Source organism: Paenibacillus sp. YIM B09110, from assembly GCF_037167145.1.
Taxonomy (GTDB): Bacteria; Bacillota; Bacilli; order Paenibacillales; family Paenibacillaceae; genus Pristimantibacillus.
Genome location: NZ_JBANSP010000015.1, coordinates 150,735 through 165,560, shown reverse-complemented (window position 1 = coordinate 165,560; position 14,826 = coordinate 150,735). Strand labels below are relative to the sequence as shown.

The 14,826-nt window shown below is 50.6% G+C and carries 16 protein-coding genes; 10 read left to right on the top strand and 6 right to left on the bottom strand.

Annotated elements, in window-relative coordinates; translation table 11 throughout:
• The first annotated feature begins 669 nt into the window (after positions 1-669).
• The 4 genes from V8F51_RS21155 (at position 670) to V8F51_RS21140 (ending at position 2,626) form a co-directional block, all read left to right on the top strand.
• Entirely contained in the window at positions 670-1,017 is a 348-nt protein-coding gene (locus V8F51_RS21155) for a hypothetical protein (RefSeq protein ID WP_337102448.1), read from the top strand.
• 15 nt (positions 1,018-1,032) lie between these two features.
• Complete coding sequence (locus tag V8F51_RS21150; RefSeq protein ID WP_337102447.1) at positions 1,033-1,209, top strand: hypothetical protein; 177 nt, start codon at positions 1,033-1,035, stop codon at positions 1,207-1,209.
• Between the two features lie 27 nt (positions 1,210-1,236).
• Positions 1,237-1,383, top strand: a complete 147-nt coding sequence (locus tag V8F51_RS21145) for a small acid-soluble spore protein P (protein WP_337102446.1) — start codon at positions 1,237-1,239, stop codon at positions 1,381-1,383.
• A 175-nt stretch (positions 1,384-1,558) separates the two neighbouring features.
• A complete protein-coding gene (locus tag V8F51_RS21140) occupies positions 1,559-2,626 on the top strand; it encodes a hypothetical protein (protein ID WP_337102445.1) in 1,068 nt (355 codons plus the stop codon).
• A 53-nt stretch (positions 2,627-2,679) separates the two neighbouring features.
• On the opposite strand, the gene V8F51_RS21135 is transcribed toward V8F51_RS21140, so the two are convergent.
• The 4 genes from V8F51_RS21135 to V8F51_RS21120 are packed head-to-tail and all read right to left on the bottom strand — an operon-like array spanning position 2,680 to position 6,997.
• Complete coding sequence (locus V8F51_RS21135; RefSeq protein ID WP_337102444.1) at positions 2,680-3,435, bottom strand: PHP domain-containing protein; 756 nt, start codon at positions 3,433-3,435, stop codon at positions 2,680-2,682.
• 43 nt (positions 3,436-3,478) lie between these two features.
• On the bottom strand, positions 3,479-4,312 hold the full coding sequence (locus V8F51_RS21130) for an energy-coupling factor transporter transmembrane component T family protein (protein ID WP_337102443.1): 834 nt from the start codon (positions 4,310-4,312) through the stop codon (positions 3,479-3,481).
• Positions 4,293-6,119, bottom strand: a complete 1,827-nt coding sequence (locus V8F51_RS21125; protein ID WP_337102442.1) for an ABC transporter ATP-binding protein — start codon at positions 6,117-6,119, stop codon at positions 4,293-4,295. The genes V8F51_RS21130 and V8F51_RS21125 overlap by 20 nt, the downstream gene beginning before the upstream one ends.
• Positions 6,116-6,997, bottom strand: a complete 882-nt coding sequence (locus tag V8F51_RS21120; RefSeq protein ID WP_337102440.1) for a cell division protein FtsQ — start codon at positions 6,995-6,997, stop codon at positions 6,116-6,118. The genes V8F51_RS21125 and V8F51_RS21120 overlap by 4 nt, the downstream gene beginning before the upstream one ends.
• 181 nt (positions 6,998-7,178) lie before the next feature.
• Here V8F51_RS21120 and V8F51_RS21115 point away from each other — a divergent pair, with 181 nt between their 5' ends.
• Positions 7,179-8,027, top strand: coding sequence for a MurR/RpiR family transcriptional regulator (locus V8F51_RS21115; RefSeq protein ID WP_337102439.1), 849 nt, complete (start codon positions 7,179-7,181; stop codon positions 8,025-8,027).
• A gap of 53 nt (positions 8,028-8,080) precedes the next feature.
• On the opposite strand, the gene V8F51_RS21110 is transcribed toward V8F51_RS21115, so the two are convergent.
• Positions 8,081-8,437 (bottom strand): DUF4870 domain-containing protein, encoded by a 357-nt coding sequence (locus tag V8F51_RS21110; protein WP_337102437.1) that lies wholly within the window; start codon positions 8,435-8,437, stop codon positions 8,081-8,083.
• A gap of 227 nt (positions 8,438-8,664) precedes the next feature.
• On the opposite strand from V8F51_RS21110, the gene V8F51_RS21105 reads away from it, so the two are divergent.
• The 3 genes from V8F51_RS21105 (at position 8,665) to V8F51_RS21095 (ending at position 10,599) form a co-directional block, all read left to right on the top strand.
• Positions 8,665-8,853 (top strand): hypothetical protein, encoded by a 189-nt coding sequence (locus tag V8F51_RS21105; RefSeq protein WP_337102436.1) that lies wholly within the window; start codon positions 8,665-8,667, stop codon positions 8,851-8,853.
• Positions 8,854-8,920: 67 nt separating this feature from the next.
• Complete coding sequence (locus V8F51_RS21100) at positions 8,921-9,253, top strand: PadR family transcriptional regulator (protein ID WP_337102434.1); 333 nt, start codon at positions 8,921-8,923, stop codon at positions 9,251-9,253.
• On the top strand, positions 9,250-10,599 hold the full coding sequence (locus V8F51_RS21095; protein WP_337102432.1) for an FtsW/RodA/SpoVE family cell cycle protein: 1,350 nt from the start codon (positions 9,250-9,252) through the stop codon (positions 10,597-10,599). Before V8F51_RS21100 ends, V8F51_RS21095 begins: the two co-directional genes overlap by 4 nt.
• A gap of 91 nt (positions 10,600-10,690) precedes the next feature.
• On the opposite strand, the gene V8F51_RS21090 is transcribed toward V8F51_RS21095, so the two are convergent.
• Entirely contained in the window at positions 10,691-11,032 is a 342-nt protein-coding gene (locus V8F51_RS21090) for a hypothetical protein (protein ID WP_337102430.1), read from the bottom strand.
• A gap of 275 nt (positions 11,033-11,307) precedes the next feature.
• Between V8F51_RS21090 and V8F51_RS21085 the strand changes: the two genes are divergently transcribed.
• On the top strand, positions 11,308-12,201 hold the full coding sequence (locus tag V8F51_RS21085; protein ID WP_337102428.1) for a LysR family transcriptional regulator: 894 nt from the start codon (positions 11,308-11,310) through the stop codon (positions 12,199-12,201).
• A 213-nt stretch (positions 12,202-12,414) separates the two neighbouring features.
• The gene (locus tag V8F51_RS21080) at positions 12,415-14,826 is read left to right on the top strand and encodes a hypothetical protein (RefSeq protein ID WP_337102427.1); all 2,412 of its coding nucleotides are present in this window, start codon (positions 12,415-12,417) and stop codon (positions 14,824-14,826) included.

Sequence of the window (14,826 nt, the reverse complement as noted above, 5' to 3'; positions counted from 1 at the left end):
TGGGATTCGAACGGGCCGTGAAGCGGAGATGCCCCAAAGCATGTCCGTAGGCCCCGGCGTGATAGTCGCTATAAGCGTAAAGGTGCAGACTTGCACCTTTACGCAGCGACGGAGCGAATCCCATCCTCTCCGCCATATACAAAAAACAAGCCGATTCCTGAAAAGGAATCGTTTTTTTGTGTATGGCGGGATGGGATTCGAACGGGCCGTGAAGCGGAGATGCCCCAAGGCATGTCCGCAGGCCCCGGCGTGATAGTCGCAATAAGCGTAAAGGTGCAGACTAGCACCTTTACGCAGCGACGGAGCGAATCCCATCCTCTCCGCCATATACAAAAAACAAGCCGATTCCTGAAAAGGAATCGTTTTTTTGTGTATGGAGGGATGGGATTCGAACGGGCCGTGAAGCGGAGATGCCCCAAGGCATGTCCGTAGGCCCCGGCGTGATAGTCGCAATAAGCGTAAAGGTGCAGATTAGCACCTTTACGCAGCGACGGAGCGAATCCCATCCTCTCCGCCATATACAAAAAACAAGCCGATTCCTGAAAAGGAATCGTTTTTTATATTCCAACAACAAATGACAATGCCTGAGCGCTAGCCGCTTAGGCGTTTTTTCATCGTATAAAACATCGTCATTCTTCGCATCTTAATCGATGTGGAGGTGCTTCAATCATGGCTAAAATAGACGAGCTTCGCACGAGTCCTGAGCAGCTTGCCGAGGCTTGGCGCAATACGCTGCCGGAGACGATGAACAGCTCCGATAAGTGCGAGGTATTCCCCGATGAAGCAGACGCGAAAGCGCTGCGCGTAACGATTCATTCGGCAGGTCATCAAATGTATACGTTCGATTTCAAGGTTTCCTACGTGGATAGCCGCGAGGTGCTGGTGGAGCTGGTCGATGTGGAAAAGGACAAAGTGGCTGTCGACGAGCGCACCGATATGATGCAGCAGCTGATACACGATTATAAGCGTCATTTGCATGAGTGCGCACAAGCACTGCAGCAATTGACGCATGCCTAAAGGAGACACGCTGCTATGACGAAAGCAAAGGGCACTGCCGACAAAAACCTGCAGAACGTCGTTGAGGCGCTGGAGACCGAGCCGGTTAACAGCCATCATGCGCAACAGCTGCAGCAGGACAAGAACGATCGCCGTCATCAAGACTCATTGAATTTCGATCAACCTACCGACTTGGAGCATCAGCGCAACTAACAAGCTTGGAAGAAGGGGGTTATACGATTGAGCAAGCCAGATAGCGTTCCGGTACCAGAAGCGAATACGCAGCAGCAGAAGCAACGATCCGGCGGCGGCCTGCAAGCCCCGAATTCAGGATCCAAGAAGACCAAGCAGCATAATCATGTGTCGCATAACAATCCGCAAGGCTAGCTAGCTCGGCAGCGAGATGAACAAATAAAACCGTTCGCCCGCAGCAGCTTTTGGAATATTACTTTGGAACCGTTTCGAGTCCTTCGGAACGGTTTTTTTCCTATGCGCTTCAAATGATCAGGTTATTAGTATAGAATGGAGGTGCTTGAACTAATGGGCGGAGGGGAACTTCGTAATGATCAAATTTCAAAAATTAACGTTGCTGCTTATCGCGGTAACGATTTTCGCCATAGCGGGCTGCAGCTCCAGCACGCCGCCTAAGGAAGCGCTCTTGAAAGCTCTGAGCAACAATGCGGCGGCTGACTCCTACGCCATTCATATGGATGTCGACATCGATGATTTGGAATGGACGGGGGGCGCGACAACGCAGCCTAATACGCTTGTAGCGGCAGCTCTTGTCGGCATGTTGAAAGATGCGAAGATTACCATAGATGGCGTGTATCGCAAAGATCCGATGCAAATGGACGTGGATATGGAAATCGTGTTTCCCGGCGACATGGAAATGAAGCTGAGCGTGCCGATGATTATGACAAAGGATGCGCTTTACGTGAAGCTTCCGCAAATTCCGATGCTGCAGTTGCCCGAAGCGATTAAGGATAAATACATGAAGCTCGATTTAACCCAAGCTTCAGCTTCAGCGGAGCAAGAGAACGTAACGGAGATGGATGTTGAAGCGCAGCAGAAGCTTGGCAAGGAAGCAGTGAGCACGCTTCTCGAGTCATTCGACGAGAAGACGTATTTCAGCGAGCCGAAAGGTGCTGATGCGGGTTTGCCGAAGGATATGAAGGCGGACCAAATCGTTCAATTCGAAATCAATGACAGCAATTATGTGCAGACGGTTGAAACGCTTGTTAATCAGACGCTGCCGAAGCTGATCGATGTTCTGCTAGCGAACGAGGCGGCCCTGCCGGCCTTGAAGCTGGAGAAGGCAGATGTCGAGAAAATGAAATCCGAAATGGATGCAAGCAAAGCGAAGGCGCTCGATATGTTGAAAAACGACGTTACCCTCGACCTCTTCAAAGCAACTGGAGCGATTAAGGACGAGTATCTAGCTTATTTAGGGATGGACTTGGCGGTTAAGGTAAGCGATAAGGAAGAGGGCAAGAAGCTGAACCTGGGACTGCATATGAACGTCAGCTACACGGATTTGAACAAATCGCCGGAGCTGAAGTACGAAGTTCCAACCGAAACAATCACGTTGGAGCAGCTCGTTCAGCTATTCAAGTCGCCAACTGGCATGTAAAAATAGGAAAGGCAGGGAACGCGGATAACCGCTGTCCCTGCCTTTTTCGGTTGTCACGCAACCACCATTGATTTCTTGAGCAGCTCCTTCATCATTTGCGCTGCCTTCACCTTTACATTGAGGCATTGTGAAATCTCAAGACTATAGCGACCTGCACGGATTTCATCGCGAATCTGCGCTGCTGTGTCGCAATCCGCTTGAAGCTGGTTGTAGACGCTGCCGAATTGCAGCGGCTGATGCGAATCGCTTCCCGCGCAAGCCGGCAAGCCAAGCTGGTCGGCGAAACGGCGCACTTCACCCTCCATGCCGAAGCCGTATTGGAACAAATCCTTAGCGTTCACATCAAGCGCATCGAGGCGCTGCAGCTGGAGCGGATCGTGATGGGTTAGCGGCGTGCTCTCGCGCATTGGATGAGCGCCGATACGCAGAACGTCATAGTTATCCGTGCGATCAAGCAGCTCCTTAAAGGGGATAAAGCTGTCTTTGCCGCTATAAGGCTCCAGCTGCCCGCGCAGATCCCTAATATCGGCACGGTTGCCGATAACGAGAATGTGGCCAACTTCGGCAACGTCAACCTCCATGCCCGAGAACACTTTAAGGCCGCTTACTACATAGTGGTCACCGTTATATTCAAATTCGCGATCGAGCTGATCCAGCATGTCGAAGAAATTGCGCGTATTGAAATGCTCGGTCAGAGCTACCGCTTGCAGATCGTTTTCCTTCGCTTCGCGTGTCATCGATAGGAAGTAATCCATCGAAAAATCCGTTTTTTTGGCTAGCTTGCCGTGCGTATGCAAATCGATGTTCATTGTTATATCTCCAATCTATAAATGTGGTGTTGGTTTGATTTGATTACAAGACGAACATGTGGCCAAAAGCGAACAATGCGATCATATAAAGCGCCGAGCAGCCTAGGAAAACGAAATCCAGCGGCTTCACACGCAAGTAAGCAAGCTTCAACCGCTTAGCGTCCGGGCTGATCAGGGCATACGTGAAGCCGCGTACCTCCAAGGCTTCTACGGTCGTGCGCGTACGCTTGGCTGTGTTCAAGATCAGAGGATAAAAAGCGCAAACCGCGATTTTGCCCATATAGACGATTGACCGCCATTTCAGGAAACCTTTCTTGCGTGGCGAACGGCCGCGCAGCCTGAACGAGTGAATCAGGTTATGGTACTCCTCGATCAGGATCGGCAGCATGCGGTAGCCATAGGAAACGCCGAAGCTGAACTGCGCCGGCATCCCCATGCTGAGCAAAGCATCACTGAGCTTTTCCGGATCCATGCTGGAGAAGACCGCAATGCTGGCGAGCGATATGATGAGTATTTTCAGCGTTAGCGTCAATAAGGGCCAGACGGCTTCCAAGCTTCCTCCGAACAGGAGCGAGCCGAATAAAATATAAGCGATCTCACTGACAAGGCCGATGCCCATAATGATAAGTACGAGCGGGCTGACTTTGGACGAGATCGTAAGAAAAATCATCGGAATGAGCATGCCGAGCAATACGGTTTTGTTGTGGAAAAACCAAGGCGCCACGGCAAAGAACGAGTACCAAATGATCAGGATGCGCGGGTCGAAGCGGGACAGCAGGACGGACTGACGCCCGAAGGCAGTGCGCATCAGCTCAATCTTGATTTGCTCTACGCTTAGCTTGTCGAGCATGTTTTGTTTAATGGCTTCCAGTTCCAATGGAGGCAGCCTCCTCTCGAGTGTAATGTTGCCCCATAAGCGAATGTATACGAGCGGCAAAATGGTCCACGGACAAGGAAGGAGGCCGTAAATCCAGCGCTAAGCTGAGCTGGGCGATCTGGGGAGCGATGAGTCCCGCAAGCTCCAGCACGGCCGTATGGCCGAACAGCGACTGCTGATCGGTGTCGAGCGCAACCTGGCCGTTATGCATGACGATGACACGGTTCGCCCACTCGGCGACAAGCTGCATATCATGCGTGGCGATGATCGTCGCCTTCACTCGCCCCTGCAGCTGATTCAGCATGGCAGTCATCTCGCGGCGGCTGGATGCGTCGAGGCTTGCCGTCGGTTCATCAAGCAGCATGACGGTAGGCTGCATGGCGAGCCCGATCGCCAGTGTTGCCCTGCGCTGCTGACCGCCGCTGAGCAGCCGGCCATCCCGGTCTTGCAGCGGAGTGAGTCGCAGCCGCTCCAGCACTTCATCCACAAAGGGACGGTAATCCTCGGTGCTGCGGGCTTTGAGAAAATATTCGACGTCCTTGCGGACGGTATCTTCAATGAACATCTCTTCCGGGTTTTGATAAATATAGGACACGTAGTCGGATAGCGTCTCTGGCGAAGTATGCTTCGTAAGATGACCGCATACCGAGAGTGAACCTTCATTCGGGCGCCGAATGCCCGATATGAGCTTCAATAAGGTCGATTTGCCTGCTCCATTGTTTCCAACTAGCGCAATGCGATCCCCTTCATGGATGGAGAGATCGATGCCGCGAAGGACGGGATGCAAGGTTCGAGTGATCGTTTTGTAACCATAGGATACGTTATCGAAATGGACGAGCGGTACTGCTGCAGCAGCAACTGGAATAGATGGGCTGTTATCCTCGGTTTGAGCTTTATCGAATATGGTGTGATCCGGATTCCGAGGCAGCTTCGCGCGATAATAATCTACGGCTTGCGGGATTGTAATCGGATAGAGTGGGGACTGTTGTCGATTCGCCTCTGTCTCCCTAACCGCGAGCGTAACTTGCGGAGGCAATATATGAAGAGCCTCCAGCTCTTCAACCGCAGACAGCGCCTCTTGAACTGGCTTCACCCAACGAATCGTGCCGCTGTCCATAAGCACCACTTTGCTGCAATAGTCGGCTATGAACTCGGTATGATGCTCAATGACGATAATCGTTTTCCCATATTGCTCGTTCAGCATCTTAAGCTTGTCGTAAATAAGTCTAGCGTGATAGGGATCGAGCTGAGCGACGGGCTCGTCGACGATAATAATATCGGGATCAAGCGATAAAGCGCCGGCCAGCGCCGTCAAGTGCTTTTGCCCGCCGCTAAGCTGCCATATCCATTGCTCCTTCAAAGGCTCCAATCCCAGCATCGCTAGAGCGCGGGCAGCACGCTCACGGTAGTCCGCGAAGCCGTAGTTAAGCGGCGCGAAGCAAGCTTCGTCATAGACGGTTGGGCGTACCAGCTGATTCTCGAAGTCTTGGAAGACGTAGGCCACCTTGCGAGAAAGGGAGGATACGGATTCGTTCTCGGCGATTAGACCGGCGACTTGAATATAGCCGCTAAGATCGCCAACGTAATAGTTCGGGATCAGTCCGTTGAGGCATTTGCATAGCGTCGACTTTCCGCTGCCGTTCGTTCCCGCTATGGCAATGAACTCCCCTGGCTGTACGGTAAGATGGATATGTGAGAGTGCCATGACCTCTGCACCGGGATATTGAAAGTTAACCTCTTGCAGCTCGATGATAGGAGCCGCGGTTAGCGGCCCCTCCTGTTGTCTGTCGTTCCGATGTGCGTTCAAATCTGTTTTCCCTCCGGAGATTGACTTGTTTTGGACTTGGCCCGAATGGCTGCGAATAAGGTGACAATCAGAATCAGCGCCGCAGCGCCAACGCTTACCCACATGAACCCGCTGCCGTACTGCTCTAAGAACTCCGGCTCCCATACGGCGATATTAATGTCGGCTTCCGATAAGAACTCGCCGGTTACGCCGATGAAGACGAACAGGATGGACGTAATGAGCAGACGAGGCGTCATAAGCTGTCCGAATGAAATCTGAACGCGGCTGTCGCGCGGCTTCATGCCAAGCAGCGGCTCGATCTTGCCGTACAGACGCGGTACAAGATACAGCGTAGGAAGCAAGGAGAACAGGACGCCTGTAATGACCATTGCATTCAAGAAACTGAGACCTTCGATTAACACGATGCTCTCTGGAATGCCGGGAACGGCCTCCAGCTCTTCGATGCCGAACCATACTTTGCTAATATCGACAATCGCGCTAAGCATTTGGTCAATGCCGACGGCAACGAACGAAGCGAGCGCAAGCTGCTTGCGGTTGCGCGGATCGCTTACGAGCAGGCCGGCTATGTACATCGCAAGAGTGAACTCGATAAACTTCTCCAGCTCGCCAAGACCGCCGAATTGGCCCAGCAGCAGCTCACCGAAGATGACTTCGCCGAAGGAGGCGCCCAGGGCGGCGTACAGCGGGTTGAACAAGATGCAAAGCGTCAAAGGAATGAATGCGAAATATTCGACCTTAATTTCAATCGGCCCGAGCTTGAGCTCGGGAATAAGCTCGGAGAACATATTAGAAATTCCGTAAAGCGACATCGCGAGTATGAACACCATCAGTTTTTGGGATTGCGTAAGCTCGTATCGGCGCCTTGGCGCAGAAACCATTGTAATTCCTCCTCGAATTAGATTCCTCCCTAATATAGGGATCAATTGTTATCGGATCATCAACAAATTGTATGGTTTGTGTAAAATAAATTTCATCTAATGTACATGTGAAAGAAAACTTTCATAATTGAAAATCATTTGCTATAATCCATGTAAGTAGAAAGAGGGAGTGGAAACCAGGATGGCAACTTCTTTTCAATTGGAGATGGATTTGGAGTCGATGTCGAAAAGCCAGCAGGCGATTGCCAATTACGTAGCGGGCGCACTGCAGCATATCCCGTATTGCACGGAGGAGGATATCGCGGTAGCTGTTGGCGTCAGCACGGCTACTGTCTCCCGGTTCTGGCGGTCGATCGGTTATCCGAACCTAAAGGCGTTCAAGAAAAGCTTGCTGCAAAATGAGCATGCAACACCGGCGCGCAAGATGAAGTCGATCTTAAGCAAGGTCGAGCATGAAGAAGCGGATATCGTGACGGAAATGATGGGCATTGCTTCGGCTAACGCGGAGGAAACGTCGAAGCGGGTGGAGAGGGAGCAGTTCGAACAAGCCGTTGAGGCGATTGATCGAGCGAGTACGCTCTATGTATTCGGAACGGGAGCTTCCGTCTGCTTAACGGAGCTGTTGAAGTTCCGTATGAACCGGCTAGGCGTAAGGGTCATTGGCATGGCGGGAAGCGGGAGCGAGCTGCTTGAGTCGCTGGCACAGGCAGGAGATGGCGATACGGTGCTTATGTTCGGTTTCGTGCGGCGGTCGCCTGAGCTGACGGTATTGCTTGAGCAGTCGCGCGAAGCGGGTTATACGACGGTGCTCGTGACCGATCTGCTCGTATCGGACATGCTGGCGCAAAGCGATATCGTGCTGCAGCTGGACCGCGGCGAGCTGGAGGGCTTTCACTCGATGACCGCTCCTGTCGCGCTGATCGACGCCTTGACGGTCGGTCTTACGAAGCGCCGCGGCCGCGAAGCGCTCGACAAGCTTGATAAGCTGCATGCTCTGCGCAAGCAATATGCGGCGCAATTGCCGAAGTAGCAGAATAAAAAAAACGGATTCCTCGATTGTCGAGAGAATCCGTTTTTTTTTGGCTATTTAAAAAACCGAATCGTGAGCGGGTAACGGTAGTACTGTCCTTCCGTAGCGCGGATCGTTCCGATAATCGTCAATACGAGCCAGAAGATACCGACGGCGATTGATGCAACAATGCCGATGACGATCAGCCACAAAATAGCGGATATAACGCCATAGATCATGATGCTGATTTGGAAATTCAGCGATTCTTTGCCGTGGAAGTCCACGTAATGCGATTGATCCTTCTTGATCAGCCAAATGATGAGCGGGCCGATAATGTTGCCAAGCGGAATGATGAACCCAGCGAAGGCAATGACGTGGGCCAACATCGCAAATTGTTTCTCGTCGGGATGAGGCGTGTAGGGATGGTTCAAGTAACGATTCTCCTTTCTTGTCCGTTTAGCTGTCGTTCGCTGCGCGGACGCACAGCATTTATGTATAAATATAACAGCTGCGGTTCGGAAATGCATGTAATATTCTGTAAGTTGCATTGACAACATGGAGCGGCGTCTATCGGGACGGCATGCCCGGCGGCTTGTGAATGAAAAGCTGCCTCTTTCTATCCCCGTTCACTATATGCCGCTCACAGCTGTTCCGATCAATGCAAGCCAGTTGGTTGCAGATCGGTATTTCCGTCGATAAGCTGATGAAGACGATCGCGATGCGGACGCTGAAGGATCTTGGTTTAGATCAGATGAAGGTTGTTGGTACGACGGGCTTGCATACGCGTCGGCGGACAAGTCGCATTAAGCCGTTTAAAGAGTTGCTTGCAAAAAGGGTTGATTTTTAATAGTATATACATAGATATTCGATGTATAGCTAATCTATGTATTGGTTCGCTCATGAGGGGGATTGCAGTGAAAATCAATAAAGAGCTAATGAAGGGAAGCACCGTCATCCTTATTCTGACGCTGCTGGATCGGAAAGAAATGTACGGTTACGAGATGACGAAGGAGATCGAGCAAAGCTCGGGCGGCGTGTTCACGTTCAAGGAAGGGACATTATATCCAATCTTACATACGCTCGAGGTGGAGCAGCAAGTGGAGTCCTACTGGAACGAAGAGGGCGGGCGCAAGCGCAAGTATTATCGGATCACGGAGCTGGGCCGCAAGCAGTTAGGCGAGAAAAAGAAGGAATGGTCCTTGTTCCGAGCGACGGTGGATCGCGTGATCGGGGAGGGGCATGCATGAACCATGAGCTTAAGCGGCATCCTTTGGTCAAGCAATATCTAGAGAGCGTATGCGGCAAAGTGAAAGCAAAGGAAGTGCATGAGGATATTAGGTTGGAAATGCTCAGTCATCTGGAAGAGCGGGTTCAGGACAGGCTTCAAGCAGGTGATGTATCCGAGGAAAACGCCATAGCCGACGCCATCGAACAGATGGGTGACCCCGAGCAGATCGGCAAGCAGCTTCATGCAGCGCATAAGCCGAGAATGGAGTGGACGTTGTTTGGCATCTGCATGATGCTTATCGGCATTGGGCTCGTTGCCATGCTGGCGGTACAGGCAACGGGAAATGAAAGGTTGGGTAATTATTTTGTAGAGAAAAAATTGTTTTTCGTGATGATGGGCTTAGGTGCAATGGTTTGCCTCTATTTCTTTGATTATCGCAAGCTGCAGCGTTACTCCTGGCATTTGTACGGCTTCACGATTGTTCTGCTGGCAGCCGCCGGTCAAATGGGCAGCGCTATAAACGGAGCGAAGCAATGGATTATTATCGGCTCGGTTACCTTTAATGTTGCTGCCGCTTCTCCTTATCTGTTCATGGTTGCTTTCGCAGGGATACTGACTAGGGAAAGAGCTGCCGAGCTGAGCGGATTAAAGTCAAGGTCGCGACTACTGAGAGATATCGTCTTCTTCTTCCTTCTGCCGACGTACTTCTATCTGACGACATCCTCGTTGTTATATTACAGCATCTTCTGCTTCGGTACGTTCCTGATGCTAATCCTGATCGGCAAGAAATACAAGCTGGTATTAGCCGGATTCGGCGCATTGGCTGCCATCACGCTATGGCTTGTTCAAGGAAGCTACAGATATAGTTATGTATGGTTGCGATTAAAAGGATTTATATATCCAAATGCGGATAGCCATTATCACACAGATCGATCCATTGAAGCGATCCGAGCTGGCGGTATGTGGGGTCAAGGCTTTGGAGCTGTGAATGATAAACTTCCTTTTTATTACAGTGAGGTGCTCTATTCTTATCTAGTGTACAGCTTGGGATGGGTATTCGGTTTCATTATAGTCGTGTTGGCATTCTTGTTTATTACGCGTATTGTCAGCATGGCGTTGAAGCTGAGAGATCGTTATGCGAAAGGAATTATTGTCGGGGTGTTGTCGGTAATGGGCTTTCATTTTGTTTGGAATCTGCTCATGTGCTTTGGACTTATGCCCATCTCATCTACATCGCTCCCGCTTATCAGTTGGGGCTCCTATACTTTCATTGAGCTGGCGGCTGTGGGGCTGATGCTTGGCGCATATAGACGAAAAGATATAGTAGGGCAATCTGCCGATTCATTGTCTTCACAGAACATATAGCGGCTGCTTGGCCGAACTAGGGTGGACCGTAGGCTTCAACGCACAGCGTTAATGTTTACGGTCTTCCGCTTTTTTGTCGTGCCGGTGTCCGCTACTGTTTCTTGGAGAACAGCTCCGTCACGTAGAAGGAAATACGATTATTGATCTCGGCGTTCAGTCGTTCTTGCGGCATGAGAGGAACATCTATGCTCATATCGATATGCATGCTCCGAAGCAACTGCTCGGCAAGCGCAAGATCGGCTTCGATTCTTGCGACGACGATGCTCGCCGCCTGAATAAAGAGCGGTCGGAGCGACCTTGCCTTCTTGTCCAGCTCCAAGCGATTGCGCTTCACGGCGGCAAGCGTATAAGAAAGAATTATGTATTCTTTAATCAGTCCATTCGGCTCCCTCAGGGGAGGTTGTTGCTCTGTTACATAAGCGTTCATAGCCATTCGTTCGTCACCTCATTTCCATTATATGCGAACATTTGTTCTGTAGTCAATGGACAGTTCAAACGAAATTGACGACCAAACAACCTATCTTCTCTTTAAAGTTTGATAGGAACTTTAACAGGTTAGGAATTTCATGGTTTTAATTCCGATAAAACATAGTATAATAGTCTGAAATGATGTGATGGGCAAACCGGAAGGCAGGCCTTAAGTCTCATCCGATTGTCGGATTATCGCCCTGCAGACTAACCCTACCGCTTGAGGAGGCGACGGAATAGATGAACCTTGAAAACATTGAAGCTTTTGTATATGTCGTTCATTTCAACAGCTTTCGCAAGGCAGCGGATGCGCTTTTTTTGACGCAGCCGTCTATATCATCTCGAATCCGGACACTAGAGAAAGAGCTCGGCGTCGAGCTGCTAGTCAGAGAAGGGAAACGCTTCTCATTGACGCAGAAAGGGGAAATGTTTCTACCCCACGCCCAGCAGACGCTCAAGTCCTTCAAGAAAGCGGAGCAGTTGATGTCCGGCAAAACGGCGGAGGTGAAGACGCTGCGGCTTGGCTGCACCGAGACGATATCCCACTATGTAGTGCCGCTTGTTATGCCGAAGCTTAAGGAACGTTTTCCGAATTTTCAAATTCGAATTATTACGGACAACAGCGATTCCATCATAGAAAAGGTGCTGAACAAAGAAATCGATCTCGGCTTTGTGCGGAGCGTGTCCCATCCGGCTTTGGAATCTGTAAGGTTTATGGAGGATCCCATTAAACTATGCGTTTATCAAGGTCATCCCTTTTTGCATGAGCCGCCGTTATCAATCGAAGCGCTGGAGTCGGAGTCGTTCGTCTTTTATGAATGCGGATCACTCAATTGGACCAAAATTCATCGTTTATTCGAAACGTTAAGCCAGCCTCCAAAAATCGATTATCATATCGATAATATGGAGACGGCGAAGAAGCTTGTCCTTGAGCGTCAAGGTATCAGCTTTTTGCCTACGTTGTGCATTAAGCGGGAGATTAACGATGGACTGCTCATACCGGTCACGATTCCTTCATTGTCGGAGCTGTCGCTGGTGACCAACCTTATTATGCCCAAAGGCGGTGCTCCTTCCATATTCGAGGCCGTCCTAGAGATCAATAAAGAGCTGAAGTTGATAGAACGGTTCTATTAATCGACTGTAAATGCTTATTGGACGTATGTTATCCAGGGTGATAATCTTAGGATCATATTCTATCCTTTTCCATGGAAGACGCTTCCCGTATGAATGGATAGCTTGCGGAGATAAGCAGATTAGTATGGAAATGCGTCGGAGCATTGTTTATTTGTTTCTAATTCCGACTATGCGTATAGGGTTATTTATATATAAAAAGAGAGGATGTTGACTATGCAACAACAATCAAAGCTGCGGACAGCTTCTAAGGCCGGCGGTGCCAAGCTGGCAGCGTTCGTAGGTGTTATCGCGCTTCTGCTTTCCCTTATCGCCCCGGCTCCCTACACATCGGCGCAGACGCCAAAGACAACGCTTGATCTATCGAAGGGAAGCATCAAGATTGGCAATGGTACGGTTACCGGTAAAACGACTGCAGGGGTTGCGGCGGTATATAACGCGAATGGTTATGTCATTACAAGCAGCTCTAGTTCTGAGACCGTTAATACGGTCACAATTGGCGGCGGAATCAATGACATCGAGCTGAAAAACGTGAAAATTAGCACCGGCTATAACGGATTATCCCCGATATCGATTGAAAATGCGGGAACAGTCGTCCATTTGACGCTTAGCGGAACGAGCTTGCTCACATCCGGCAATCCGAAAAAGGCAGCGCTCGGCGTGGCCGAAGGGACGGAGCTGACAATCGGTACGGTGGACGGAACAGACAGCCATATATTGACGGCCAACGGGTATGGAGGCTACGCCTCGGCGATCGGAGGCAACGAAGCTGCCGCATCAGGCACAATAACGATCGACGAAGGTACAATCAATGCCAAGTTTGTCCGCAGCGGCAACTATGGAGCGGCAATCGGAGGCGGACAAGGCGGAGCTGGCGGCAAAATCGTCATTAACGGCGGCGCGGTTACGGCAGAGTCGTATGGCGGCTATGCCGCAGCTATAGGGGGCGGCAACTCCTCTACCGGTTATAACGGCAAAACGACCGCAATAACTGTCAATGGAGGCACGGTCACAACAAAAATTCCGAATGCAGCAGCGTACGATTCTATCGGCTACGGCAAAGTCGGTTCTAGTTATACGGCATCGATACAGGGCTCAACTTCAGTGGTCATTAACGGGGGCAATATCGTCAATCGCAATGACAGCAATAACATTACCGCTCTTCTATACAAACGGCAGCCGGTTAATGAAGAGGGGCAGGCGTTGTATGCAGCAGGCATTAAGCTGGAAGACGCACCGGCAAACGGCACAGCGGTTGACGTACAGTACGAGGGGGGCAGCGTACAGACGAACCTAGTGAACAGCGGATATGTTTATCTGTTTTTACCGGTAGGCGCTAATGATGTTGCGATTACTCGCGAGGCTGCAGAGACGGTATATTACGGAACTGTAAACATCGTAGAAGGAGGCATCGGCAGTTCTTTTATTCCCGGCATCGCATCCCGCACGATTAAGAGTGCACCTGTTCTTACGGTTAGTAATGGCGATCCGGAAGATGCGGATTTAAATGAGGGCAAAACAAGCGTGCTTGCCGTTTCCAACTACCATGAAGTCGTTAATGCAGGAGGCTACCTGCTTCAACCGGGCACTGATTATGCCGTGCAGTGGTATAAGGGCTCCGAACCGATCTCCGGAGATTTGGAGGACGAGGCGACACTAACTGTTACTCCTATTGAAGGCGATGTGTACAAGGCTAAGTTCATAGCCGTATCCGGCGGCAAGGTCATCGGTTCCACCTCGTTCTCTGCGGTCAAGACGGCACTTGCTCCTAAGGAAGGCGGCAGTTCCATTCCAAGCGTGCCTGCCAAACTGAGCGTTACCTCGGAGGCGGAGTTTACGAGGCAGCCGGATCCAACCGCCGGAGCAATTACGTATACCGTAAAGCTGACCTCAGACGACGGTCTAGACACGCCGATTGAGGGAGCTACAGTGCGGTTCTATCAAGACGGCTCCAAGTATTCTTATACGAGAGTTACGGGTACAGGAGACAAAGCAGGTGTTATCAGCTTTACCTTTAACGCGCTATTACCGGGCGAGCACACCATTCGCATCGTTTACGAAGGCGGCAAATCAAAGGCCGTTTCCTACCAAGGAGCGAGCTACAGCAAAAGCTTCACGGTTGTAAAGCCGGAGAGGCCGTCAGGATTTACGACGATTGCAGCCAAGACGGGCACGACGAATGGGAAAATCTATGGCGTAGATGAATCAATGGAATATATCACATGGATTCCTCAAATCGGGACCAATCAGCAAATCTATTCGGTTACTGGAAATGTCATTGAAAATGCGTTTCCGAGCCTTTACAGCATCCGTTATAAAGCCTCTTACGATGGCGATGTATATACGATTGCATCAGACTATCGTTATTATGTTTGGGTTCAAACCGCTCAATGGACGGTAACTCCCGTAGCATCCGACTCCGTTGTATGGGAGACAGCTGCAGTAGATGTCGTGGCCGGAGGCAGCGCGCAATTTTACGTGCATGCACAAGACGGCTATGAAATACAGGATGGCGACATTCAAGTAAAGTACGCCAACTATAGCTATGACAGTGAAACGGGATTATTAAGCCTAGATACGATTACGAGCGATACCCGAATCGTCATTAACGCTACGCGGATTGAATAG

Bases quoted from the DNA above. Each gene is read 5' to 3' on its own strand.
- V8F51_RS21155 (WP_337102448.1), top strand. From the start codon at position 670: ATGGCTAAAATAGACGAGCTTCGCACGAGTCCTGAGCAGCTTGCCGAG.
- V8F51_RS21150 (WP_337102447.1), top strand. From the start codon at position 1,033: ATGACGAAAGCAAAGGGCACTGCCGACAAAAACCTGCAGAACGTCGTT.
- V8F51_RS21140 (WP_337102445.1), top strand. From the start codon at position 1,559: ATGATCAAATTTCAAAAATTAACGTTGCTGCTTATCGCGGTAACGATT.
- V8F51_RS21135 (WP_337102444.1), bottom strand. From the start codon at position 3,435: ATGAACATCGATTTGCATACGCACGGCAAGCTAGCCAAAAAAACGGAT.
- V8F51_RS21120 (WP_337102440.1), bottom strand. From the start codon at position 6,997: ATGGTTTCTGCGCCAAGGCGCCGATACGAGCTTACGCAATCCCAAAAA.
- V8F51_RS21115 (WP_337102439.1), top strand. From the start codon at position 7,179: ATGGCAACTTCTTTTCAATTGGAGATGGATTTGGAGTCGATGTCGAAA.
- V8F51_RS21105 (WP_337102436.1), top strand. From the start codon at position 8,665: ATGCAAGCCAGTTGGTTGCAGATCGGTATTTCCGTCGATAAGCTGATG.
- V8F51_RS21095 (WP_337102432.1), top strand. From the start codon at position 9,250: ATGAACCATGAGCTTAAGCGGCATCCTTTGGTCAAGCAATATCTAGAG.
- V8F51_RS21090 (WP_337102430.1), bottom strand. From the start codon at position 11,032: ATGGCTATGAACGCTTATGTAACAGAGCAACAACCTCCCCTGAGGGAG.
- V8F51_RS21085 (WP_337102428.1), top strand. From the start codon at position 11,308: ATGAACCTTGAAAACATTGAAGCTTTTGTATATGTCGTTCATTTCAAC.
- V8F51_RS21080 (WP_337102427.1), top strand. From the start codon at position 12,415: ATGCAACAACAATCAAAGCTGCGGACAGCTTCTAAGGCCGGCGGTGCC.